This window comes from Nakamurella sp. GG22 (assembly GCF_052976845.2).
Window position 1 is genome coordinate 34,467 of sequence record NZ_JBRIIO020000009.1, and the last position, 24,841, is coordinate 59,307.

The following is a 24,841-nucleotide window of genomic DNA, read 5'->3' on the forward strand; positions in this document are numbered from 1 at the left end:
CGACGGTGCGTAAGGGCCAGCGGATGGGTGACGTCGAGCCGGCGGACGACCATCAACTCGTCCCGTCAGGCGGAAACCTGCCGATCGACGGAACGGCGCTGGGCACCGGGGAGCAATCGGAAAGACGTGAGCCTGCGGTCCCGCACGGTCGCCTCGACCTCGCCGCGGCGGACCTCGCCGTTCTCGCCGTGCGCGCGGACCCGCCAGGTGAACCGGTCGCTGGCGAACTGCCGGCGGGTGGGGTCGATGTCGATCTCGACGGTCAGGCGCTCGTCGATGAAGCGCCGCGCCGCATCCGGGTCCTCCGCGACGGAGACGTCGAATTCGGTGAACGGCGGCGCCGAGGTGATCTGGCAGTCATCAGCGAAGAAGCCCCAGACCGCGTCGGAATCACCGGCACGCCAGGCACTCTCGAACTCCAGAGCGGTGACGAACTCGTCGGCGCTCGCCTCTCCGTAGGAGATCAGACCGTCGAGGAACTGCGGGTCCCTGTTCATCTTCGAGGTCACGCCCAGCATGTCGGAGCGGGAGGACCGCGCCATCTCGATGATCCGCAGCGCGACGGGCCGGTAGTTCCCCGCGACCAGCACGCCCTCCTCCAGCAACTGGTCGATCTTCTCGATGAAGTGCAGCTCCTGGTAGAGCGAGAGATTGCCGGCCAGCTCGTTGCGCCGGTCGCTGATGTCGCTCATCGAACGCGGCTCGGTGGCCCGCTCCTGCGCATTGATCTGGATGAGCCAGATCTCATCGGGCTTGGCGCGCAACAGGTCGCGCACCGGCGGGTTCTGCGAGAACAGGCCGTCCCAGTAGACGCCCCCGTCGGCCGGCATCGACCGGAACAAGGTCGGGATCGCCGCCGAGGCCAGCACCGCGTCCGGGGTGATCTCGCCGCGTGTGCTGTCGAACCCCTTGAAGACACCCGACAGAACGTCAACGGCGCCGAGCACCAGGAGCGGCTGCTCGACATCCGGCAGAGCCCGCTCGCGTTCGGCGAGCTTGTCGAAGTCGACCCATCGCTGCAGCATCGACCTGAGCTGCTCCATCGCCAGCTGCGAGGTGAAGGAGTCGTACGGGCTGATGGCCGGCGTCGCCACGTAGTCGACCAACTTCCCGGCCCACTGGATCCAGGAGTTGAGCATCCGCTCCGGCGGGGTGGATGCGGAGTTGTCGGCCCAGAAGCCCTTCAGCAGAGACCCGGCCCGCGCCGGGTCCTCCTCGATCAGCGCCGACCAGGCGAGCAGCGCGCAGATCGCCCCGCCCGAGGTGCCGCTCAGTCCGACGATCTTGTACTTCGAGGTGACATCCGCCTCGAAGAGCCGGCTCAACACTCCCGCGGTGAAGGCCGTGTGGCTGCCGCCGCCCTGGCACGCGATCGCAACCCTGATCGGCTCATCCTGCTCTGCCATCGGTACTCCCTCCGTCTGCCGTGCATACGTCCTCGGCGCCCAGGGGTCGCTGAACTGGACAAAGCGTGCGCAACCACCGTAACGCCGCACACCGACGACGGCTAACGCAGTGATCAGGAGGCCGTTCTCACCGGCTCAGCAACTGCTGCAGCCTGGCGTGCTGGGACCTGGACACCCACGACGGATTCGATCCCATCGGCTGGAGCTGCACCTCGAGATCGTCGATCCCTCGTGACCTCAGCTCGCCGTCGGTGATTCCCTCGCTCAGTAGCGGTATGTCGACGGCGACGGTCAACCCGCCGGTCGGTCCGGGGCGCCGGGCAGGCGCGGTGACGACCCCGCTACCCCAGATCCCGCGGGCCAGCAGCCGTCCGTTGCCGGATACCCACAGCAGCACCGGGTCACCGTCGGCCATCATCGTGCTGCGGTAGTTGCTCACCACGCACCACTGAGCGACCCGCCCGCCGACGGCGGCAAGCCCTGTCACGGCCGGGTTGTTCGATGGATTGCAGCGCAGCAGCCACGCGCCGAACTCCGCCCTGGTGATGGCCGTCATCGGTGATTTCTACCAGGCGCACCGACCCGGCCGGCACGTGAGCCGGTCGTTCGGATCAGCCGGTGGCCGATCCCACCGCACCGACGGGACCAATGCCTCTGTCATCACCAGATGGGCTGTGGTGGCATGGAAATGCAGCCATCGGGCGAGGAGGAGTCATGCGCACATACGTCGTCACCGGACCTGCATCCGGTATCGGGCTCGCCACCGCGAAACTGCTCACCGACCAGGGGCACACCGTGCTCGGCGTCGATCTGCACGACGCGGACATCACCGCCGATCTCGGCACAGCGGCCGGGCGGGCCGAGATGATCGCGCAGGTGACGGAACGGACCGGCGGGCGACTCGACGCCGTCATCGCCAATGCCGGGCTGGCAACACCCACCGCCGCGACCGTCGCGGTCAACTACTACGGAGCTCTCGCCACCCTGACCGGTTTGCGGCCGTTGCTGCTGACCTCACCCGCTCCGCGCGCCGTGACCACCGCCTCGATGGCGTCCCTGATGCCGGTCGACGAGCAACTGGAACTGACGCTGCTCGACGGCACCGAAGACGACGCGCTCGAACTGGCGGCCAAGCTCGAGTTGTCCGGCGGCGAACGGATCTACGCGAGCACCAAACGGGCACTGGTCCGCTGGATCAGGCGCAACGCCGCGACGCCCGACTGGGCCGGCGCCGGCATCCCGCTCAACGCCATCGCACCCGGCGTGATCAGGACACCGATGGTCGCGGATCTGATCTCGACGCCGGAAAGCGTCGCGGCCATCTCCGACATGGTTCCCATGCCGCTCAACGGTTTTGCCGAGCCGGAGGTCTGCGCCAGGGTGCTGGCGTTCCTCACCGACGTGGGCAACACCCATCTGTGCGGCCAGGTGATCTTCGTCGACGGTGGCTCCGACGTCGTCATCCGCGGTGATTCCACCTGGTGATGCCCCACTCACTTCGTCGTACGTCGGAACCGACAGGAGGTCGCGTCATGCAGGCTCGGTCAGGTGATTGGCTCGTCGTGCACAGCCACAGCGACGGTGGTCACGTCCGGAAGGCGGAGATCATCGCGACGCACGGCGGTGAGCCCCCGTACACGGTGCGGTGGCTGGACGAGGACAAGGAATCCATCGTCTTCCCCGGCCCGGACGCACAAGTCGTCCCGGCCGCCGAAATGGCCGAACTCAACGAGGCGGCGGCCACGCGGATCGGTCGTGTGCAGACCGCCATCAACGGAGGCCACGTCGCAGGTTGACGGCGTTGATGTGACGATGTCCCGTCACGGGGCTGAACAGCCCGCATATGCGGACCTTCGCGAGACGCATATCGGCGTTGTCCTGCTGATGGGAAATCGGGCCTACAAATTCAAGAAACCCGTCGACATGGGATTTCTCGACTTTCGGGAATTGCCCGCACGCGTGGAGTGCTGCCGCCGCGAGGTCGAGTTGAACCGGCGATTGGCCCCCGACGTCTACCTGGGCGTCGGGTCGCTCGTCGGCCAACCCGGCAGCCCGGCCGAGCCGGTCGTCGTGATGCGTCGCATGCCCGAGGACCGGCGGCTCAGCACACTGCTGCGCTCCGGCGAGGACTGCACAGTCCACATCACCCGGTTGGCCAGGATGATGGCCGCCTTCCATACGAGGAGTGCTCGTGCAGGGCACATCTCGGCAGAAGGATCGCGAGACGCGATCGGCGTCAGATGGGCAGCCAGCCTCACCCAGGTCGCGCCGTTCTCGGACCTGGTGGGCAGATCTGCGCAGGCCGAGATCGGGCGCCTCGTCGAGCGCTTCCTCGCCGGTCGGGCCGACCTCTTCGCCCGGCGGATCGATCAGGGACGGATCGTCGACGGTCACGGGGATCTGATCTGTGACGACATCTTCTGCCTTCCTGACGGACCAGAGGTGCTGGACTGCCTCGAATTCGACGATCGACTCCGGTTTGTGGACGGTCTCGACGACGTGGCATTCCTGGCGATGGACCTCGAGAAACTCGGCTTCGGACACCTCTCGGCCGTGCTGCTGGACTCTTACGCCGATTTCGCCGGCGACCCCGCGCCCACGTCGCTCCGGCACCATTACATCGCCTACCGTGCCTTTGTCAGGGTGAAGGTCGACTGCCTGCGTGCCGCCCAGGGAGACCCGAATGCTGTTGCCGACGCGCAGGTCTCGGCCGCCATCGCGCTGCGTCATCTGCACGCGGGCACCGTTCGGATGATTCTTGTCGGCGGCCTTCCGGGCGCCGGCAAGACGACGATCGCCGGGATGACGGCCGACCGGCTCGGCGCGGTGCTGTTGTCCGGTGACCGGATCCGCAAGGAATGCAGCGGTGTGTCGCCGCTGCGCAGCGCCCGCGCGCCGTACCACGAGGGCATCTACGACGATGCCCACACCCGGCGGACCTACCGCGAGATCCTCGACCGGGCAGCGGACCTGCTTGCACTGGGTGAGTCGGTGGTGCTGGACGCGTCATGGACGGAGGCCGCATTCCGGGCCGACGCCGTCGAGGTCGCCCGGCAGTTCAGCGCCGACCTGCTGCAATTCGAGTGTCGGGCACCGCCGGAGGTGCGGCACCGCCGATTGGCGCGCAGGAGAGCCGGGATCTCCGATGCGGACGCGACGGTCGCCGATCTGATGGGCCACGACGCGGCGGCCTGGCCCGAAGCCGTCGGGATCGATACGACGGTGAAACCAGAGCAAACCGTTGAACAAATGCTGCACGGGATCGACACGGGAATTCCGGTGACCGACGTCCGATCCGTCACCGACCAAAGGCCCTTCATGGTGGCGCCGCACCACCGCGCGAAATCATCCCGGGAGGTTTAGGATACGACTGACCCGGTCGCCCTGGACCTCGGCGGCAGCCGGCGAGATATGTTGGGACACGGCCCTCGTCATCATTCCCGAAGAACTGTCCGGGACACAGATCCGAGTCCGTGCACCACCACTCTTCGCTGCGGTGCACGTGCACCGCATACCGGCACTCGCAAAACACCGGACGCAGGCAATTTCGACATTCGCGCCCGTGGTTGCGCCATTCCGACTGTCAACGCGAACATTTCGAGGGAGTGCCACATGCCGGATCACAGCATCATCGGAAGCGTCGGCACGGCCGGCCAGGATCCGGACGGATTCCGTTATCCCTGGATCGAGTCGGTCTGTGACGACGCGGGGGTCGGTACGAAACGGATCTCGCGCGGCCAGACGCTCGGCGCCGTGCTGGAGACCGAGCGCACCCTGACCCCGGGTGATCGAGTGACCTTCACCTGCCACGGCGGTGATCCCTACGGCCGTGAGCTTCGGTGGTGGGTCCACCCGTTCGGCTGCGACCGCCAGCAATCCGTCCGGGGCGACTCCGTCGAGCTGACCTGGCTCGTCGAGCCGGCCTCGGTGGGTCGAAAGGTCTACGTCGGCATCGGAATGGCCGCCGACAGCCGGTACCACCGTGAGGGAGCTCTCTACGACCAGGGGTACGACGGCTGGATCGTCTTCTACTACCGGGTGATCCCCGCCGTCGGCGGCACCGCACCACGTCCGGCGACCGGCGGGGACGAGCGCCCGTACGGCTGGGCGGAGTGGGAGGACTCGTGGCAGCGCTTCGTCACGCGGTCCATCGGCTGGTACCGCGACGGCCAGTGAAGCAGACGCATCGAGACTGAGGGATTGACCATGAACACGCGGGCACCGACCCATCACCATCCCGTCCTGCAGGCCGTGCCGGACTGCAGCCTCGCAGCGGATATCGCCGCGGGCGAACCGGATCACGAGCTGGCGAGGTCGGAGGCGGAGGCCCTGTGGGCGGCACTGGGCCGCGCGCGGTCCACCGGGGTGCCGAGCGTCGTCGCCGCAGCGGAAGACGCGGTGTTCCGGTTCTACCTGCCGTTGTCCCACGCACTCGCCGCGGGGGCCGCTCCGAGAGGGTCGAGAGTCCCGGCCGGCAGCGTGCACGCCGCCGAACTCGGGTTGGCGTCGGCGGTGCTGTCCTGGCACGGGTCCGAGCCCGGCTTCCTGAGATTCGCCAGTGGGTCCATCACCGATCGCCTCCACCGCGCGGTCCGGGGAGGCGAAAGCCCCTGGCCTTCGGGCGCTCCGGCACGTGCGCCGGTGGGTACCCGGTCCTAGGCTCGAAGTACGGGACGTTGTGATCGTCCCCCGAGAAGGTGACCACCATGGCCGCCGCGATGGCCGCTTCGAACGTCGAGCCGGCTGAACTGCTGGCCGCGATCGGGCAGGCCATCATCGCCACCGATCTGGACGGCGTCGTCTTCTACTGGAATCACGCGGCGCAGGAGTTGTACGGCTGGTCCGCCGAAGAAGCCACCGGACGGAACATCACCACGCTGACGGTTCCGGAGGTCGCGCAGGACGTCGCCGCCGACATCATCGCGGCACTGCGCGACGGCGTTCCCTGGTCCGGTGGATTTCCGGTGCGGTGCAAGGACGGTCGCCGGTTCCCCGCGCTGGTCACCGATGCCGGGATCTACCGGGGCGGCGAACTGGTGGGCATCATCGGTATCTCGACGAATCTCGGCACCGCTCTGCGGCCGCTTCTCGAGCGCGCGGCGGACGCAGCACTGGTCCTCACCGCGGACGCGATCGTCACTTACGCCAGCCCTGCAGTCGGCCAACTGTTCGGCTGGCACGACGACGCGCTGATCGGCAGTTCGATCGTGCCGCTGATCCATCCCGACGACCGGCCGGTGCTGGGGCACTTCCTCGAGCACATGCTCACCGAGCCGGGCGCTCATCCACCGGTGGAGCTGCGGGTCCGGCACGAACAGGACTGGGTCGGCGCCGAGGCCGCCTTCACGAATCTGCTCGACGACCCCGTCGTGCGCGGCGTCGTCTGCAATCTCCGCCCGAGCGGCCGCCCGGCGGCCCTGGTGGAGGCACAGACGAGAATCGCCCAGTTGGAGCACGCATTGCATTCCCGGCTGATCATCGAGCTTGCCAAGGGTTTTCTCGCCGGCCGCGACGGTGTCTCCCCTGACCTGGCGTTCGAGCGGATCAGGGGGCATGCGCGCTCGCATCATCTGACGGTGCAGGAGGTCTCGATCCGGGTGGTTGCCGGCGAGCTGCTCACCGACCCCGAGTGACGACTGCCGCAGGTCACGGTCTGCCCTAAAGGACCTTGTATCGCCGACGTTCCGGCGGTTCAGTGAACCGATGCAGCGACGAGAGCTGCCGGGTCGCTCGGCAGCAGCGCGCCCGGCCGAGCTCGCGGCGACCCAACGCCGGGCGGCCGGCGTACGTCTGCCCGGCGTGCTGCGACTGCAGCGGTCGGCCGGGAACCACGCTGTCAGCCAACTGCTGAGCGGGTCGCGGGTTGTGCAACGCGTCGAGCTGTACCCGAAGGGCGGCGGCAAGGTCACCGACGTCAACGGGCCGGGCACGAACGAGCGCGGCCCGGTCCTGCTGGTACAGGAACGGCTGATCGCGCTCGGCGACCTGACGAAGGCCGAGGCCGACGCGGACCAGGCCCGAATGGATGCGCAGACCGGCCGGATCCAGGCGTCGGACATCGTCAACACCACGGCGGCCATCACCAAGTGCGAGACCCCGACGCTCACCGAGCCCGCGGCGCGCAAGGCGTTGAAGGTCGATCTTGTCGGCGGCGTCGGCACCGGCCAGCTGAACGACGCGGAAGACGTCGAACTGGTCCTCAACCTGCTGCACGAGGAATGGCATGTCAGCAACGCCGACTTCGACGCCGGCAGCGTGGTTCTCGAGGGAACGGGACACACCGTCGATCCCGCGCTGCTGCCCGGTTTCCTCGCGGGACTGACGAAGCTGAAGAAGGGTTACGCCGGTGGATATCCGTGGCGTGGCTCGACGAAACGCCGTAAAGGGCTGAAGGTCACCGAGGGCACCGCCGCCTATCAGAAAGCGGTGAACTACAACCTCGCCGGCCGCGCGGCGATGAATTCCTGGCTGGACGGGGCACTTGCGCAGACGAAGGACAAGGTGCTGCGCAATTCAGCGGAATGGGTGCGCTCGGGCCGGGTGAAGCTGTACTGCCAGACGCGGACCCACGACTCCGCGGCGAGGGTGAAGGCCGCACACCAGCCGAGGCGATTCGTTGCCATCTTCGGGCACCCGGCCGGCGCCCTCACCGAGGCCCAGGTGCCGTACGTTCGGAAACTGAAAGGTGAGACGACATTCGACAACACAAATGTGTCCATCGAAGCGGACTCGGGTGGGTTCAACACCCCGGGCGAGATCGGGATCGTCGACCCGGTGCGTTCGGGCAAGAAGTACTTCCTGGACAGCATCAAGCACGAGGTTCAGCACGACGCCGACCACACCGCCGAGGACGACGAGGGGCATTTCAAGTCCGAGGTGAACGCGCGCTGGACCGAGGGCAGGTTCGACCACCTGTCGGCCCGCCGCCGCATCCAGCGGATGGGCCAGACCTGGACCGTCCGGCAGTACGCCACCTTCCGCGACCTCTACGACAATCATGATCTGTACGGGTATGTCAAGGACAACTGGAACGATTCGAATGTTGCGAAACGGACTGCGTGGCGGACCATGGTGGTCGGTTACCGGACGCCGCAGGGATTCAATCCCATCAACTCCGTCCGCATTGCCGACCTCGGTGACAAGATCGCCGCATGCTCCACAACGGACTGTCTTGCGGATGACAAGTTCCGTGAAGGGAAAGGGCCGCCCAACCCGAAGGCGACGGACGTGAAGACGGCGATCGCGGCGCTCGACGAACTCGATCGGAAAACGGTGGTGAGCAACGTCGCGCTCAATGCGCAGGCCCTGACCAATCTCGCGGGCAAGCTCCGCGAAGAGTATTTCGCGATTCGATGACGGCCCGACCGCCGCGAGCCCGCGGCCTGATCGACGGGCAGACAGCCGAGATTCTGGCGGTCACGCATCAGGGTGTTTTCCGGTTGCACTCCGACGGGTCGACGTCCGACGTCACACCCCCCTTTTCCTGGCATTGCGCCGCGGCAGGAGGCGGGGCCGTCGCACTCGCTGGGCCTGACCGGCTGGAATGGCGCGGCACGGACGGAGAGGTCGCTGCTGCCGCCGCACCCGCGGCGGGCGTGTCCCATCTGGCCGTGCTGGCGCAGCGTGTCGCGGCAGTCAGTGGGTCCGGTCGACTCACGGTGTGGGAGCGGTTAGGTGCTGGGGAGCGGTCTGTCGACCTCGACCTCGAACCCGAAGGGTTGGCCTTCGACGAGGACGGATCGCGGGTTGTCGCCTGGGGGTGGGACGGCGCGGGCGACTCGGCGTTGGCCGTGGTGGAACTCGACAGGGGCGGCCCGAGGGTCGTCCGGCCGCATACTCCGTGGCCCCCTGCCGACACCGGCGCGGCGCCGCTCACCGGCGGTGTGCTCGCCGTCGGCGGTGTCGACCGCGTCGTCCTGCTGGCTCGCAACGGTCAGCCGCTGACCGAGGTCGAGCTGCCCGGGCTCGAACGGATCACCGGATCCGGTGCCGCGGTGGGCTGGTTCCGCAACCGCGGCGGCGACGACATCGTTGTGGGGATAGGACATGTCGACTCCGTGCGCGGTGCACTGACGGTCGACGCGGAATTGCCCGTCACATCCGCCGACCCCTTCCCGGAGTTCGCCGTCGTACGGGATTCCGTGGTTGTCACCGTCGGTGTCGGTCCGCGACTGCTCGAGATTCACCGGATGACGGCGGCCGGCTGGCAGCCCACTGTCACGGTTGAACTGCCCGACCGACCCGCGACCGCCGCCGAAGCGGCTCCGGTCGGCGAGTGACCTCCCCGATTCACGCAGCCCCGGATCGGGTACCGGTAGCGAGTCAGGATCAGTATCGGACCAGACGGGCAGGTGCACAGATGCCGAAGACAACAAAGAGCGGAAAAGCGAAGGACAGCGAGCTGCCCAGCACCCTGCAGCGGTCCGACACCAAGGCCAAGCAGACCTTCGCGAAGACCTACGACTCCGCCATCGAGCAGTACGACGACGAGCAGCGCGCACATCAGGTGGCGTTCGCATCGCTGAAGCACACGCACGAAAAGGTCGGCGATCACTGGGAACCGAAGGACGAGTACGGCCCGTCGGACGCCCAGGCCGAAGGCGGCAGGAACACCTCACGGCCGACGGCCGGCGGTGTCGACGCCAACGCTTCCAAGAAGCACCTCTACGAACTCGCCACCCGGCTGGGCGTGCAGGGCCGGTCCACCATGACGAAGGACGAGCTCGTCACTGCGCTGCAGAAGGCCAACGACCGGGAGTCCGCACGGGCCCGCGCGAAGTGACCTCCGGGTCGGCGGCGGCGCTGGACACCTACCGCCGTAAGCGGGACTTCACCCGCACCCCGGAACCGTCCGGCACGGCGGCGCAACCTGCTGCCGCCGGGGCGCGAAGCTTCGTGGTGCAGCGCCACCGGGCCAGCAGGCTGCACTACGACTTCCGCCTGGAGATCGACGGCGTCCTGGTCAGCTGGGCAGTCCCGAAGGGACCCACCCTCGATCCGGACGTCCGCCGTTCGGCGTTCCACGTCGAGGATCACCCCCTCGAATACTTCGATTTCGAGGGCATCATCCCGGCCGGCGAGTACGGCGGCGGTGACGTCATCGTCTGGGACGCCGGGCGGTGGGTGCCGCACGAGGCACCGGACCCACGACGGGCGGTCGAGAAGGGCGAGCTGCACCTCGACCTCTACGGCGAGAAGCTCCGCGGCCGCTTCGTCCTGGTGCGGACCAGGACCGACTCCGGCGGCAAGGAACAGTGGCTGCTGCTGCACAAACACGACGAGCACGCCGTCAGCGGGTGGGACGCCGAGGACCATCCGTACTCGGTGGTCAGCGGACGCACCAACGACGAGGTGAAGGCTGATCCGGAGCGCCTCTGGCGCTCGGACCTGCCTGCCGCCCGCGCCTCCCTGCTGCTGAAGTCGTCCGAGGTCGAGCCGGTGACCGCCGACGAACTGCGGGCTCTGGATGCCATGAAAGCGTCCGGTAAATGGTCGGTGTTCGGCCGCGAACTGCGGATCACCAATCTGGACAAGGTGCTGTTCCCCTCACGGGACGGTGAGGACCCGGTCACCAAAAGGGATCTCATCCGCTACGCCGCGCAGATCGCGCCGACGCTGTTGCCCTACCTGACCCGGCACGCCCTGAACATGCACCGATATCCCAACGGCGCGGGCACGAAGGGTTTCTGGCACAAGGAATTGCCGACCCATGCGCCGGAATGGTTACCGCGCTGGGACAACCCGGACGCCGACCCGGGGGAGAGCCGGACGTATCTCGTGGTCGACGAGCCGGCCGCGCTCGTCTGGGCGGCGAATTTCGGCGCGCTCGAATGGCACGCCTGGACCTCCCCCGTCGATCATCCCGACCGGCCGAGTTACGCGCTGATCGACCTCGACCCCGGGAGCACCACCAGGTGGGAGGACCTGCTGGCGCTCGCCCGCCTGCACCGGACGGCGTTCGAACACCTGGGCGTGGTCGCCAGGCCCAAGGTGACCGGGCGCCGCGGCATCCAGATCTGGGTGCCGATCGCTCCGCGGCTCGACTTCGACGAGACCAGGGCGTGGGTGGAGAAGTTGTCCCGCACCGTCGGGCAGGTGATGCCCGAGCTGATCAGCTGGAAGTGGCAGGTCACCGACAGGCAGGGTCTGGCGCGCCTGGATTACACCCAAAATGCCGTCAACAAAACGCTTGTCGCGCCGTACAGCCCGCGGGCCGCACCCGGTGCGCCGGTGTCTGCGCCGATCGAATGGGACGAGCTCGACGACCCCACCCTGCGGCCGGACGGGTTCACCATCCGCAGCATCATCCCGCGGCTGGCCGAACGCGGTGATCTGTTCAGCGCAGTCCTCGATCACCACCAGGTGCTGCCGACCCTGCGCTGACGCCCTACCGTGTCGTGCACAACGGACTTCCGGTGCAGGGAGGGGTTAATCTCGCGTGGTGGAACCCGCCGAACTCAGGTCCATCTCCCTGTTCGACGGACTCGACGACGCGCAGCTCGCCCAGCTCGTCGCGGTGGGCGAGGAGGTCCATTTCACCGCAGGTAAGGAGCTCTTCCAGGAGGCACGTCCGGCCCTGCACTGGTGGGTGCTGCTGGCCGGAACAGTCGATCTGCTGCGCACGGTCGGGCACGAGGAGACGGTGCTCGGCCACATGGAAAGACCGGGGCAGTGGGCCGGCGGCTTCCAGGCCTGGGACAGCTCCGGCGTCTACCTGGCGACCGCCCGCGCGGCGACCGCCGGCAGGATGCTGCGGGTCCCCGCCGAACGGCTGCGGGACCTGGCGAACGTCTGGTTCCCCTTCGGCGTGCACTTCATCAGCGGGCTCGTCCACACCGTGCGCAACATCGAATCGATGGCGCGCCAGCGCGAGGCCCTGGTCGCGCTCGGCACTCTGGCGGCCGGCCTGGCGCATGAGATCAACAATCCGGCGTCCGCGGCCACCCGTGCCGTCGATGCGCTGCAGGAGACCGCTGCCACGCTGCTGTCGTCACTGGGACGCCTCGCCCAGGGCTCGATCTCAGCGGAACAATTCGTCGAACTCGACAAGCTGCGGCAGGCCATCCCACCGGTCACCGGGAAACTCAAGCCGCTGGAACTGGCGGACCGTGAGGATGCCATTTCCGATTGGCTCGCCGAGCACGGCGTGGACAACGGGTGGACCGTCGCCCCGGCCCTGGCCGCCGCTGGGCTCGACCTCCAATGGTGCGACCGGGCCGCCGAGATCCTCGACGGCCCGGCGCTCGGGAGCGGGCTCGAATGGGTGGCCAGTTCGCTCGCAACCGCCACCCTGCTGACGGAGATCAAAGAATCGACCGGCCGCATCTCCGAACTCGTCGCCGCCGTGAAGTCGTACTCGCACATGGACCGCGCATCATTGCAGCGGACGGACATCACCGAAGGCCTGGACAGCACCCTGGTGATGCTGGGTCACAAACTGGGTGACGGCATCGCGGTGGTCCGCACGTACGGCGACGACGTCCCGCCGGTCGAGGTCAACGTCGGCGAGCTGAACCAGGTGTGGACGAACCTGATCGACAACGCCGTCCACGCCATGGCCGGGACGGGCACGCTGACCCTGCGCACCAGCGCCGATACGGATCATGTCATCGTCGAGATCAGTGACACCGGAACAGGTATGCCGCCGGAGGTCCAGGCCCGCGCTTTCGATCCGTTCTACACGACCAAGGGCGTCGGCGAGGGCACCGGCCTGGGACTGGACATCTCCCGCCGGATCATCGTCGAACGGCACGCCGGGGAGATCAGCATCGAATCCTCTCCGGCCGGGACGACGTTCCTCGTCCGCCTCCCGCGGCGTGCGACCCACCGTCAGGGGTGATGCCGCGCGGTCGGCCGCGCCGGGTTCGAGGCATCCCACGCTGAGGTGAGCCCCGTCCAGTGACGTCCCAGCAGGGACTTCCGACCCTCAGCGGAAGGATCTCCCTGCACCTATGGCACTCGACCGCGCCGGCCGCACAACCCGCCCGGACCTATCCAGGCAGCAGCCCGTGCGGTATCAGTTCTGTTTGTCCTGGTCTCCCGAAGGGTGAGCGGCACGACCGCCGCTGTCCTGCCCCCGAACAACGGGGCGGGTCCCGGCCGGGGGGCCGCCAGGTCAGCCGGACTGCACCGAGGGAGCGCGATGACCATCGAAGATCTGCGCCTGCGAACCACCGACCCGCTGTCCGAGGACGACATCGCCCAGTTGGCCGGTCTGGGCCTGCGCGTGGTCGACCGGCTGCCCGATGGCGGTTACCGGGTGAGGGGCGTAACCGCGGCTGCGCCGGCGGATGTGCTGGCGCTGAGCAACATTCGGGACGTCAGCACGTTCGACCCGATCGAGAAGCTGGATCCGACCTTGGCCGCCGGGGTGACCGGCGGAGCGGCGGTGGCGGGAGTGGGCGCCCTCGGCGATTCCGGCGCGCCTCTTGATCGGGTCGCCGAGCAGGCGGTCGACGTCCTGGTCACCCTCGATCAGACCATCGACACCGCGGAGACCACCACGGCACTCGGCGGCGTCGGCGAGGTGGGTGAAGCCAGTGCCCGGCGGGCGGTCGTCCACACCACCACGGGGCGGCTCGCCGACCTGGCCGCGGTGCCCGGGGTGTTGCGCGCGGAGGTCCTGCCGGACGTGACGACCCAGAACAACATCGCCCGTGGTCTGACCCGGGCGGAACCGATCAGCACCACCCTCGGACTCGACGGCGCAGGTGAGATCGTCGGTGTCGCCGACAGCGGGCTCGACACCGGCGTACCCGCAACGGTTCTCGCGGACTTCGCGGGCCGGGTGGTGAACATCCGGGCAACCGTGACGAAGCTCCCCGCGAACGGTGCGGACCTGAACAACCATGGCACCCACGTCTGCGGGAGCATCGCCGGTGACGGCGCCAACTCCAACGGCACGCTCCGCGGCATGGCCCCCGGCGCCCGGCTGACGGTGCTCTCGATGGGACCCAACAACTCCAGTGGTCTCAGCGTCCCCGCTGACCTGGTTACCGGCGTCTTCACCGACGCGTACGGCGATGGCGCCCGGATCCATTCCAACAGTTGGGGTTCGAACAACAACCTCGGCAAGTACACCGCCTTTTCCGAGGACGTCGACGACTTCGTCTTCAATCACCCCGACATGCTGGTGGTGATCGCCGCCGGCAATTCCGGGCCGGGGGCGTCGACGGTGAGCGCACCGGGTACGGCGAAGAACTGCCTGACGGTGGGCGCCGCGGAGAGCGTCCGCCCGCTGCCGGCGGCGATCTCGATCAACCCGAACCTGCAGGACGCCGACCACAACCCGGCGACCCTGAAGGTGAATGTGCCGCTGACCCTGAACGGGATCGCCGGCCAGGCTGACAACGCGAGCGACATCGCCACGTTCTCGAGCCGCGGTCCGGTCAACGACACCGGCGACACCCGGACCAAGCCCGACATCGTCGCGCCGGGCTCGTTCATCCTGTCCTGCCGGTCGACGGTCAGCACCGCTGATCGCGGCCCGGACGGGCTCGCGCACGACCCGAACGTCGACTCCTTCTACGCCGACGACGCGGACGGCGTCGCCACCCACGCGGAAGCCGTCGGCCGGGGCCTGCCCGGCGCACCGTTCTTCGGTACCTGGAACGAGACCACCCCGCCCGCACCGGCCGGTTCCGGACCGTTGGCCCAGCAGAACTACTTCTACGACTCAGGCACCAGCATGGCCACGCCGATCACCAGCGGCGGCGTGGCGATCCTCCGCCAGTACCTGCGTCAGCGACGAGGCCTGGCAAACCCGTCCGCGGCGCTGATGAAGGCGATGATCGTCAACGCCGCCGCGGTGCCCGGCGGCGGACCCGCCGCGCCCGACAACACTCGTGGTTTCGGCTGGCTCGATGTGCAGCAGATGCTGACACCTCCTGGCGCCGGCCAGCAATCGTTCAGCGATGACGTGCAGCTGGCCGTCGCCACGGGCGAGATCCGGACGATGTCGGTGACCGTGGCGGACCCGGGGCAGCCGTTGCGGATCACCCTGGTGTGGACCGACCGTCCCGGGAAAGGACTGCAGAACCGGCTCTACCTGCGGGTGGTCGCGCCGGGTGGCGGCGCTGCCGTCGACGGCGACGTCACCGCCTTCCCGACGGTGACGAACAACGTGCAGCGGGTGCACATCGCCGCACCGGTCGCCGGCACCTACACGGTGCAAGTGCACGGGCTGTCCGTACCCTTCGGCATCCCGGCGCTGGCACCTGCGCTGCGGCAGGACTTCGCCCTGGCCATCTCCAACGGCGTCGGCTTCTCGCCGGAACCCGTTGACGTCGTGGAGGTTGTCGACCGCAGCGGCAGCATGGGGTTCTACAACTTCATGACGCCCGCGCGCGAGCGCTCCAAGCAGCTGATCGACGTGCTGCGGATCAGCGACCGGGCGGGCGTGGTGATGTTCGACCACGCGCCGGCCACCGTCAGCCCGGTGGTGCCGATCGCGGGTGCCGCCACTCAGGACGCCCTGACGACAGCCATCGACACCATCACTCCCGCCGGTGCGACGTCGATCGGCGCGGGCCTGCAGCAGGCGGTCGGCGACCTGGCCGCCGGTGGCGATGCCACGCATCCGCAGGCCATCGTGCTGCTCAGCGACGGGCACGAGAACACCCCGCCGTGGGTGGGCGGCGGGCTCACCAACTCTCCACCGTCCTGGTACAGCGGGCCCGACTTCACCGAGGCGCTGCCCTCGGTGCCGGCAACGACGAAGGTCTACACCGTCTCGCTCGGCGTGGCCAGCGACGAGATCCTGCTGGCCGGGATCGCCGCCGCCCGCGGTGGTCTGTTCCAGTCCGTGCACAGCGCCGCGGACAACGGCAAGCTGCACGAGATCTACGTCCACCTGCAGGCTCTCGTCGGCGGCGAGCAGGTCATCGCCGCCGGCAGCGACGAGGTCGACGGCATCGGCGGATTGGTTCCGGGACCGCAGGATCTCGCCGCTGTCGCCTCCGATCGGCCGGAGTTGATCGGCCTGCTCTCGCCGACATCGCCTCTGGGCGAGGCGATCCGGCACGCCCGGAAGCTGCAGAACATGCATTCCGCTCTCATCGACGACACGGTCTCATCGGCAGCGTTCGTGGTGAGCTGGCACGACCCGACGCGTCCCGTCGAGCTGACGCTGACCAGCCCGTCGGCCGCGGTGATCACCGCCGCCACCCCGGGCAATGTGGTGACCACCGGCTCGAGTTACCTGGTCATCAGGATCGATGCCCCGGAGCCGGGCGAATGGACGCTCCGGGTCGGAGCCCGGGACGCGAAGGGGCCGCACGGCTACACCTGGGGTGTGCACGGTGAATCGCCGTTCGGCCTGCAGATCGCACCGCCCGCGAAGTCGGTCGGAGCGGGCAAGCTCACCCTCCGGGCCCGGCTCGATGACCCGGACAAGCTGACCCGCTCGCCGCGGTTCTCCGGAACCGTTGCGGTGCCACTGATCTCCATCGATGACGTGATCACCAAGCATCGGGACGAATTGGACCGTGTCGATCTTCGTGACAAGCCGGACACGCCCGACCTGGATCCGAATCTCGCGAAACTGCCTTTGCTGGAGCAGGCACTGGTGGGATCCGGGAAGCCGTCGCTGTTCGACTCGTCGACGTCCGCGTTGAACTTTCGCGGACGGTCCACCACGAGAACGGCGACCTTCTCCTCGGCGGTCCCTGGAACGTCCGCCGTCGACGTGTCGGTGACCGGCGTGACGGCCGGCGGGCACCGGTTCAGCCGCATCGCGAGGTGCGACATCCCCGGCTGATTCGTGGGGCCGGCCGCTCAGCAGGGGGAGCGGCCGGCTTCTCAGCGCGGTGACTGCGGAGCGAGCCAGACGGTCGTCTCGGGCGGAATCCGGTCACCGGTCAACGGCGCGGAGCTGATCAGCACCTCCCGCTGGGAGTCGAGCGGGAGCTCGGCCGGGGACAGATTGACCAGGCACTCCCAGCCGTTGGAGCGCCGGAAGTGCAGGACGTCCAGCTCCTGCACGTCGAGCCATTCCAGCGCACTGTCGGCCGTCAGCAGCTTCCGCCGCAGCGCCAACGCCTCGCGGTACAACTCGAGGGTGCTACCGGTGACGCCGTCCTGTGCCTCGACCGAGTATTCACCGAAATCGTGCGGCTGGGGCAGCCAGGCGCCGTTGCTACCGAACCCGAACGACGAGCCGGATCGCTTCCACGGCAGGGGGACTCGGCAGCCGTCGCGACCCTTGACGGTGTGCCCGGTCCGCTCGAAGACCGGATCCTGCAGCGCATGCACAGGAAGATCGGCCACTTCCGGCAGTCCCAGTTCCTCACCCTGGAAGAGGTAGGCGGAACCCGGCAGCGCCAGCATCATCAGGGACGCCGCCCGTCCGCGCCGCTGTGCCAATTCCGCGTCCACGACCGGCGACGTCCCGTTGCTCGCCAGCCAGCTGTCCGGGTGGATCCCGGGCGGAAGCGCCAGGCGGGAGGGATGACGAGGCACGTCATGGCTGGACAGCACCCAGGTCAGGCCGCCACCCACGCCCCGATGGTCGTCGATCGAGCGGCCGATCACCCGGCGGAACTGCTCGCGGCTCCACTCCGATTTCAACAGGGAGAAGTCGAAGACCTGGCCGAGTTCGGTGGGACGGGCATAGAGATAGGTACGGGCGCTGGTCGGATGCCAGGTCTCCGCGACGGCCATGCGGGGCGGATCGTATTCATCGAAAACTTTCCGCCATTCCTGGTAGATGCCGTGCACCTCGTCCCTGTCATACAGCGGATCGGTACCGTCCACCGGCAGTTCCAGGTCGAGAGACGGCTGGCTGCGCAGAGGTTCGCTGAGGTCTTTCGCGAGTGCGTGCGCCACGTCCACCCGGAAGCCGTCGACGCCGCGATCGGCCCAGAACCGGAGCGTGTCGAGGAAATACTGCCGGACTTCTTCGTTCGCCCAGTTGAGGTCCGGCTGTTCCCTGGCGAAGAGATGGCAGTACCACTGCCCGTCGGGCAGTCGCTCCCATGCACTTCCGCCGAAATGCGATCTCCAGTCCGACGGCGGCTCGGTTCCGTTCGGGCCCGTGCCGTCCCGGAAGACGTAGCGATCCCGGGCCGCCGATCCGCGTGGCGCCGACAGGGCCTCCCCGAACCAGGGGTGCTGATCGGACGTGTGGTTCGGCACGATGTCGACCATGATCCGGATGCCACGGCGGTGGGCGTCCTCCAACAGCCGGTCGAATTCGTCGAGTGTGCCGAGGCGGCGGTCGATATCCCGGTAGTCGGTAATGTCGTACCCGCCATCGGCCAGCGGGGACGGGTAGAACGGCGTCAGCCAGATGGCGTCCACCCCGAGATCGGCGAGATAGGGCAATCGACTGCGGACGCCGGCGAGGTCACCGATGCCGTCACCGTTCGAGTCGGCGAAGCTGCGCGGATAGATCTGGTACACGACTGCGGTCCGCCACCAGTCGGGGTCGACCGCTGGAAGGGTGTCGTTGACCATGCGGGCTCCTGGGGAGTCGGCGTTCGGAGGGATGGGCTCGGAACATGGATCTGCAGGCTCGGTGAAGGGGCGACGGGGTCGTCGGCATGACGTGCCACCGCCGACGGGGTGCGGGACTGCTGGACCCGCACCCCGTCGGCGGCCTTGAATCCCCACCCTCCATGCGCCCTGGAGGGAGAGGAGCTGTGCGGGCCCCATCACGGCGGCACCGGTCGGCGGGTCTTGCCCTGGTATCTGAACGTCTGTTCCCCGCCGCGGCGGTTTCACTCCCCCAATTTCCGGTCCTGGGTGGGCGCTCGGTGGAATCCTTTCCGCGAGGATATCGTGTGAAGGGTGACTGCGAAACCCCCATCTTCGCCACGCGTGACGCTGCCCGACATCGCCCGGATCGCCGGCGTCGGACTCGGTACCGCGTCACGCGCGCTCCGGGACGCACCCGGCGTCTCGCCGGCGACCCGAGATCGCGTGCTGGCGGTGGCCGAGCAGATGTCGTACGTCGTGTCCCCGCAGGCGTCGAGCCTGCGGCTGGGCATCACCGGGCGGGTGGCGGTCGTCGTCCCACATCTGGACCGCTGGTTCTTCGGCGCGATCGTGACCGGGATGCAGAGCGTCCTGCGCGAGGCCGGCCTGGATGTGCTGCTCTATGCCGTCGGAGATTTCGACGACCGGCGCGACTTCTTCGAGCGATTGCCGGCCCGGCGGCAGGTGGACGCGGTCATCGTTGTCGCTTTCCAGCTCACCGAAGCCGAACACCGGCGGCTCAACCTGATGGGCGTCCGGACCGTCGCCGCGGGCGGCCAGGCGGCGGACTATCCGCACGTCGGAATCGACGACGAAGTCGCGGGCCGGCAGGCGATGGATCACCTCATCCACCTCGGGCACCGGCGGATCGGGATGCTCGAGGCGATGGACCCCGATCAACCCACCCTGATCTCGGGGCGGTCGGACGCCTACTACGCCGCGCTGCGGGAGGCCGGCCTGCCCGTCGACGATCAGCTCGTCGCCAGCAGCGACTGGGGCGGCGAGAACGGGGCGGAATCGATGGCCAGGCTGCTCGGCCTGCGGACACCGCCTACCGCGGTCTACGCACACTCCGACGAGGTAGCACTGGGCGCCCTGCGGACCCTGCGACGCGCGGGACTGCGCACCCCGCAGGACATCTCCGTCGTCGGCATCGACGACCACCCGCACGCCGCGCTGGCCGACCTCACGACGGTGCGCCAGCCGGTGGCGCAGCAGGGCGCACTCGCCGCGGAGAACCTTGTTGCCCTGCTCAGCGGCGAGCAGGTTCCGCAGGCGGTCACACTGCCGACGCAACTGGTGGTCCGCGGCAGCACGGCCCCACCGACCCGCTGAGCCGGGTTACTCAATCGTTACCCCCATCTTGCCGCCCCTACTTGCGGAACTGGATTGGAAAGGTTTCCATATCGGGGGTGTCATCCGCACACCTCGACCACGAGAAACGGAGGGTCAACCGAGTGACCTGGAAACCGGCAAGAAGATCGTTCACCGCCACTGTCGTCGGTGTCAGCGCGCTGGCTCTGGTGCTGACGGCGTGCGGTGGCAGCTCTGACACCGCAGGCAGCAGCTCGGCGCCGGACCGGTGAGCCCGGACAGCGGTTGGTGCGACGCCGTGAAGAGCGAGTTCGGTGACCTGACGGGCACCACCGTCAACGTCTACACCGTGATCGTCGCACCCGAGGACAAGCCCTACGTCGAGGCGTACAAGCCGTTCACCGAGTGCACAGGCGCGGCGGTGAATTACGAGGGCAGCAAGGAATTCGAGGCTCAGATCGTCGTCCGCGTGCAGAGCGGCAACCCGCCGGACGTCGCGATGTTCCCGCAGCCCGGGCTGCTCAGCCAGATCGTGAACGCCACCGGCGCCGTCAAGCCCCTTCCCGAGTCGGTGAAAGCGCTGTCCCAGCAGTACTTCCCGGCCGACTGGCTGACCTACGGCACCGTCAACGACATTGCCTTCGGCATTCCGAACAATGCGGACTTCAAGTCGCTGGTGTGGTATTCGCCGAAGACCTTCGAGGAAAAGGGCTACGAGATTCCCACGAACTGGGAGGAATTGACCGCGCTGACCGAGAAGATCGGCGCGACCGGTGAGAAGCCGTGGTGCATCGGCATCAAGTCCGGTGAGGCCACCGGCTGGCAGATCACCGACTGGCTGGAGGAGTACGTGCTCCGTCTTGCCGGCCCCGATGTCTACGACCAGTGGGTCAGCCACGAGGTCAAGTTCAGCGACCCGCAGGTCGCCGACGCCCTCAAGCAGGTCGGTGACCTGATCAAGAACCCGAAGTACGTCAACGCCGGTCTGGGTGACGTCGCGACGATCGCCTCGACCGAGTTCAACGATGTGGCGCCGCTCATCCTGAACGGCAAGTGCACGCTGTCCCGCCAGGCGGCGAACTTCGACTCCAACTACCAGAACGTCGAGATCGGTCCGGACGGCGACATCGACGCGTTCTATTTCCCGCCGATCAAGACCGACTTCGGACAGGTCGTCCTGGGCGGCGGTACCTTCTACGCGGCGTTCGCGGACCGCCCTGAGGTGCAGGCCTTCATGTACTACATCACCACCCCGGAGTACGCGAACACCCGGGCGAAGGCGGGTAGCTGGATCTCCGCGAACAAGGGACTCGAGCCGTCCTCGGTGCCGAGCCCCGTGCAGCGGACGGCCCTCGAGGTGCTGCAGAACCCGGAGACCGTATTCCGTTTCGATGCCTCCGACCTGATGCCGGCATCTGTCGGTTCGGATGCGGAGTGGAAGCAGTTCACCGCATGGATCACCGGTCAGGACGATGCAACGACCCTGGCGAACATCGACAACGCGTGGCCTACCAGCTGAGGTAGCCGCGCCGCGGTTCACGAAGGCGCCGGGACGGAAGTCCGTCCCGGCGCCCTTCGACTCTCCGTCGTCCACTGTCCGCTGTTCCCTCGGGCGGGGAGGATGTATCCGGTTGGCTCGCTCACCGCTCCTGACGGCAGGGTGGGCGGCATCGCCGGCTCGCGGGGAGGGGACCTGACATGAGGTTGGCGTCGTTCAATGTGGAGAATCTCTTCGCCCGCGCCAAGGCGCTGGACACGGCAACCTGGTCGGAGGGCGGCCCGGTCCTGATGGCGTACGGGACCTTCAATACCCTTGCCGCGCAGGCGGAGTACAGCGAGCAGGACAAGCGCAACATGCTCGCCGCGCTGCTCACGTTGCGGGTCCTAGTCACCACCAGGGCGGGAGTTCGGCCGAATCCGCAGCCGTTCCAGGCCTGGGCGCTGCTCCGGGAGAATCGCGGTGATTTCCTGGTCGCGCCGACGAACGCCGAGCCCCGCATCGTCGCCACCGGCCGGGCCGACTGGTCGGGTTGGGTGGAACTGGTGACCGAGCCGGTCGACGAGGTGGCGATCCGGATGACAGCCAGGGTGATCACCGACGTCGGCGCCGACGTGCTGTGCATGGTCGAGGCCGAGAACCGTCCCGCGCTGGTGCAGTTCAACACCGAGTTGCTCGACAGCCGTTACCCGCACGGCATGCTCATCGACGGCAACGACCCACGCGGCATCAACGTCGGCCTGTACGCGGCGGCCGGTGTGGACATCATGTGGATGCGCAGCCATGTCGACGATCCGGACCCGTCACGGCCCGATCGCCCCCTGTTCTCCCGCGACTGCCCCGTGTACCGGCTGTCCCTCCCCAGTGGAAACGAGATCTACGTCCTGCCCAATCATCTGAAATCGCAGTCGTTCTCGTCCGGCAATCCGGATCCGCTGCGGACCCGGCAGGCGAATCGCGTCCGGGCGATCTATGACGACCTGCGCGCCGAGGGAGCGGTCAACATCGCGATCGTCGGCGACTTCAACAAGGGGCCGGACCGCAACGACCCCACCCATCACCCCACGCTCGAAGCACTGCTCGATCCCGGGACACCGCTGGTGAGCGTCTACGACCTACCCGGCTTCGACGTCGGACCACGGCCCGGCACCTTCCAGTCCTGCTCCCTTGGCAACCGGCTCGATTACATCCTGCTGTCCCCCGAACTCGCCGCGACCGCCACCACCGGCGGGGTCTTCCGACGAGGGCTGTGGGGGAACCCGAAGAACAAGAACAAACCGAGTGATTGGCCGATCTACGACGAGATCACCGGCTCGCGCCACGCCGCCTCCGACCACGCTGCTGTTTTCGTCGATCTGGAAATCTGAGGATCCATTCCTTTTCGTGTGGTCAGCGCTGCGCCGTCGTGGGAAGGTGCCGCAATGTCATCGCTGCAGGGTCCCGCAGGTGTGTTCGACCGAGCCGCGGACACCTATGACGCCGTTGGTGTCCCCTGGTTCCGGCCCATCGCCGCTCGACTCGTCGATGAGCTGGCGGTCCAGCCCGGCGAGCGTGCCCTCGACATCGGCTGCGGTCGAGGTGCGGCACTGTTCCCACTCGCGGAGGCGGTCGGGTCGACGGGGTCCGTCGTCGGCATCGACCTGTCGCCGAGAATGGTCGAGCTGACCGCGGCGGAGGCCACCGACCTCCCCCAGGTGCGGGTTCGCGTCGGCAATGCCGTTGCCCCCGACCTCCCACCGTCGTCGTTCGACGTCATCGCCTCGTCCCTGGTGCTGTTCTTCCTCCCGGACCCGGCCGGTGCGATGGCTCGGTGGGCGGACCTGCTGGTCCCCGGTGGTCGGTTGGGGATCAGCACGTTCGGCCCGCAGGACGCGAACTGGAAACGCATCGACGCGACCTTCTTTCCGTACCTTTCCCAGGGGATGCTGGACGCCCGGACCAGTGGGGCGCGTGGCCCTTTCGCCTCCGATGCGGGCGTGGAGGAGCTGTTCCGAGGCGCCGGCCTGAACGACATCCGGACGGTCAGCAAGACGGTCCGTGCGACCTTTCGCAACGCCGAGCAGCTCATCGAGTTTTCCTGGTCGCACGGCCAACGGGCGATGTGGGAGGCGGTTCCGGAAGCGGAGCGACCGGGGCTGAGGCAGCAGATCACCGACCTGGTCGACGAAGTCCGTGGCGGCTCCGGCGCGCTGAATGTTCACCAGGAGGTGCGGTACACGTTCGGCAGTCGGCCGTGACCGTCGCATCGGAGGACGTTGCGGGACGGCTGGTCGCGGTGAATGTGGGCCTGCCGAAGGACGTGTCGTGGAACGGCCGGACCGTGCACACCGGGGTCTGGAAGCGGCCGGTGGACGGACCGCGGATGGTGCGCTCGCTCAACATCGACGGTGACGGGCAGGGTGATCTCGGCGGGCACGGCGGGCCACACCGCGCGGTCCTTGTGTACCAGGTGGACGCCTATGACCACTGGCGGGAGTTCCTGGGTCGGGAGGACCTTGAGCCCGGGGCGTTCGGTGAGAACTTCACCGTCGACGGTCTTCCCGACGACGAGGTCTGCATCGGCGACCGCTTCAGCATCGGGGAGGCCCTGTTCGAGGTCAGCCAGCCCCGGGTCACCTGTTACCGGGTAGGCCTCCGGCTGGGCGAACCACGGCTGCCTGCACTGCTGGTGTCGCACCGGCGACCCGGCTTCTACCTGCGGGTGCTACGCGAGGGCACTGTCGCCGCCGGCGATCTCCTGATCCGTTCGGGAGGCGGTCCCGAACGGGTGAGCGTTGCTGACGTTGACGGATTGCTCTACCTGCCTGGTCATGACCGGGAGGCGATCGCCCGCGCGTTGCGGATCACCGCGCTGAGCCCGGGCTGGCAGGGGTCGTTCAGATCGATGCTGGCCACGGCGCCGGGCGAAACGGGCAACGTCGGGCTCACCGACGCGGCCGCCGCTCCACCCGTCGCATGGCCCGGGTTCCGCCCGGTACAGGTGATCAGCATCGTGGACGAGAGTGACGAGGTCCGTTCGTTGCGGCTCGGGTCGGTTGACGGTTCTCCGCTGCCGGCCGCATCGGCGGGACAGTTCGTCGCCCTCCGGCTGCCCGGTCGGGACGGTGCCTCATCGATTCGTGCTTGTCCGTGGTACTCGGCAACCGTG

Annotated in this window: 20 protein-coding genes; 17 read left to right on the plus strand and 3 right to left on the minus strand. The window is 68.0% G+C overall.

Features of this window, described 5'->3' with window-relative positions; translation table 11 throughout:
* Positions 1 to 65 precede the first annotated feature (65 nt).
* Positions 66 to 1,406, minus strand: a complete 1,341-nt coding sequence (locus tag ACVBEQ_RS11670; RefSeq protein ID WP_447153435.1) for a patatin-like phospholipase family protein — start codon at positions 1,404 to 1,406, stop codon at positions 66 to 68.
* 127 nt (positions 1,407 to 1,533) lie between these two features.
* The gene (locus ACVBEQ_RS11675) at positions 1,534 to 1,962 is read right to left on the minus strand and encodes a hypothetical protein (protein WP_447153436.1); all 429 of its coding nucleotides are present in this window, start codon (positions 1,960 to 1,962) and stop codon (positions 1,534 to 1,536) included.
* A gap of 158 nt (positions 1,963 to 2,120) precedes the next feature.
* Here ACVBEQ_RS11675 and ACVBEQ_RS11680 point away from each other — a divergent pair, with 158 nt between their 5' ends.
* The 12 genes from ACVBEQ_RS11680 to ACVBEQ_RS11735 all read left to right on the plus strand — a co-directional run bounded on the left by ACVBEQ_RS11680 (position 2,121) and on the right by ACVBEQ_RS11735 (position 17,163).
* Entirely contained in the window at positions 2,121 to 2,891 is a 771-nt protein-coding gene (locus tag ACVBEQ_RS11680; protein WP_447153437.1) for an SDR family oxidoreductase, read from the plus strand.
* Positions 2,892 to 2,938: 47 nt separating this feature from the next.
* Positions 2,939 to 3,202: a DUF1918 domain-containing protein gene (locus ACVBEQ_RS11685; RefSeq protein ID WP_447153438.1), complete on the plus strand. Its 264-nt coding sequence runs from the start codon at positions 2,939 to 2,941 to the stop codon at positions 3,200 to 3,202.
* Between the two features lie 16 nt (positions 3,203 to 3,218).
* Positions 3,219 to 4,769: a bifunctional aminoglycoside phosphotransferase/ATP-binding protein gene (locus ACVBEQ_RS11690; RefSeq protein ID WP_447153439.1), complete on the plus strand. Its 1,551-nt coding sequence runs from the start codon at positions 3,219 to 3,221 to the stop codon at positions 4,767 to 4,769.
* A 249-nt stretch (positions 4,770 to 5,018) separates the two neighbouring features.
* The gene (locus ACVBEQ_RS11695) at positions 5,019 to 5,582 is read left to right on the plus strand and encodes a hypothetical protein (RefSeq protein ID WP_447153440.1); all 564 of its coding nucleotides are present in this window, start codon (positions 5,019 to 5,021) and stop codon (positions 5,580 to 5,582) included.
* 30 nt (positions 5,583 to 5,612) lie between these two features.
* Positions 5,613 to 6,065 carry a hypothetical protein gene (locus tag ACVBEQ_RS11700; RefSeq protein ID WP_447153441.1) on the plus strand — a complete coding sequence of 151 codons (453 nt, stop codon included), beginning with the start codon at positions 5,613 to 5,615 and terminating at the stop codon, positions 6,063 to 6,065.
* Between the two features lie 47 nt (positions 6,066 to 6,112).
* On the plus strand, positions 6,113 to 7,039 hold the full coding sequence (locus tag ACVBEQ_RS11705) for a PAS domain S-box protein (protein WP_447153442.1): 927 nt from the start codon (positions 6,113 to 6,115) through the stop codon (positions 7,037 to 7,039).
* Positions 7,040 to 7,109: 70 nt separating this feature from the next.
* On the plus strand, positions 7,110 to 8,762 hold the full coding sequence (locus ACVBEQ_RS11710; protein ID WP_447153443.1) for a hypothetical protein: 1,653 nt from the start codon (positions 7,110 to 7,112) through the stop codon (positions 8,760 to 8,762).
* Entirely contained in the window at positions 8,759 to 9,685 is a 927-nt protein-coding gene (locus ACVBEQ_RS11715) for a hypothetical protein (protein ID WP_447153444.1), read from the plus strand. The genes ACVBEQ_RS11710 and ACVBEQ_RS11715 overlap by 4 nt, the downstream gene beginning before the upstream one ends.
* An 80-nt stretch (positions 9,686 to 9,765) precedes the next feature.
* Positions 9,766 to 10,188 carry a ChaB family protein gene (locus tag ACVBEQ_RS11720; protein ID WP_447153445.1) on the plus strand — a complete coding sequence of 141 codons (423 nt, stop codon included), beginning with the start codon at positions 9,766 to 9,768 and terminating at the stop codon, positions 10,186 to 10,188.
* Positions 10,185 to 11,789: a DNA polymerase domain-containing protein gene (locus tag ACVBEQ_RS11725; protein WP_447153446.1), complete on the plus strand. Its 1,605-nt coding sequence runs from the start codon at positions 10,185 to 10,187 to the stop codon at positions 11,787 to 11,789. Before ACVBEQ_RS11720 ends, ACVBEQ_RS11725 begins: the two co-directional genes overlap by 4 nt.
* Before the next feature lie 58 nt (positions 11,790 to 11,847).
* Positions 11,848 to 13,245, plus strand: coding sequence for a sensor histidine kinase (locus ACVBEQ_RS11730; RefSeq protein ID WP_447153447.1), 1,398 nt, complete (start codon positions 11,848 to 11,850; stop codon positions 13,243 to 13,245).
* 303 nt (positions 13,246 to 13,548) lie between these two features.
* Complete coding sequence (locus tag ACVBEQ_RS11735; protein ID WP_447153448.1) at positions 13,549 to 17,163, plus strand: S8 family serine peptidase; 3,615 nt, start codon at positions 13,549 to 13,551, stop codon at positions 17,161 to 17,163.
* Positions 17,164 to 17,204: 41 nt separating this feature from the next.
* On the opposite strand, the gene ACVBEQ_RS11740 is transcribed toward ACVBEQ_RS11735, so the two are convergent.
* Entirely contained in the window at positions 17,205 to 18,860 is a 1,656-nt protein-coding gene (locus ACVBEQ_RS11740; RefSeq protein ID WP_447153449.1) for a glycoside hydrolase family 13 protein, read from the minus strand.
* Between the two features lie 363 nt (positions 18,861 to 19,223).
* Here ACVBEQ_RS11740 and ACVBEQ_RS11745 point away from each other — a divergent pair, with 363 nt between their 5' ends.
* The 5 genes from ACVBEQ_RS11745 to ACVBEQ_RS11765 form a co-directional block, all read left to right on the plus strand.
* Positions 19,224 to 20,216, plus strand: a complete 993-nt coding sequence (locus tag ACVBEQ_RS11745; RefSeq protein ID WP_447153450.1) for a LacI family DNA-binding transcriptional regulator — start codon at positions 19,224 to 19,226, stop codon at positions 20,214 to 20,216.
* A 277-nt stretch (positions 20,217 to 20,493) separates the two neighbouring features.
* The gene (locus tag ACVBEQ_RS11750; protein WP_447153451.1) at positions 20,494 to 21,714 is read left to right on the plus strand and encodes an ABC transporter substrate-binding protein; all 1,221 of its coding nucleotides are present in this window, start codon (positions 20,494 to 20,496) and stop codon (positions 21,712 to 21,714) included.
* Between the two features lie 179 nt (positions 21,715 to 21,893).
* Positions 21,894 to 23,060: an endonuclease/exonuclease/phosphatase family protein gene (locus tag ACVBEQ_RS11755; RefSeq protein WP_447153452.1), complete on the plus strand. Its 1,167-nt coding sequence runs from the start codon at positions 21,894 to 21,896 to the stop codon at positions 23,058 to 23,060.
* Positions 23,061 to 23,114: 54 nt separating this feature from the next.
* The gene (locus tag ACVBEQ_RS11760) at positions 23,115 to 23,930 is read left to right on the plus strand and encodes a class I SAM-dependent methyltransferase (RefSeq protein WP_447153453.1); all 816 of its coding nucleotides are present in this window, start codon (positions 23,115 to 23,117) and stop codon (positions 23,928 to 23,930) included.
* Positions 23,927 to 24,841 (plus strand): MOSC domain-containing protein (locus ACVBEQ_RS11765; RefSeq protein WP_447153454.1); only part of this gene is annotated, 915 nt, incomplete at its 3' end. The genes ACVBEQ_RS11760 and ACVBEQ_RS11765, both read left to right, overlap by 4 nt.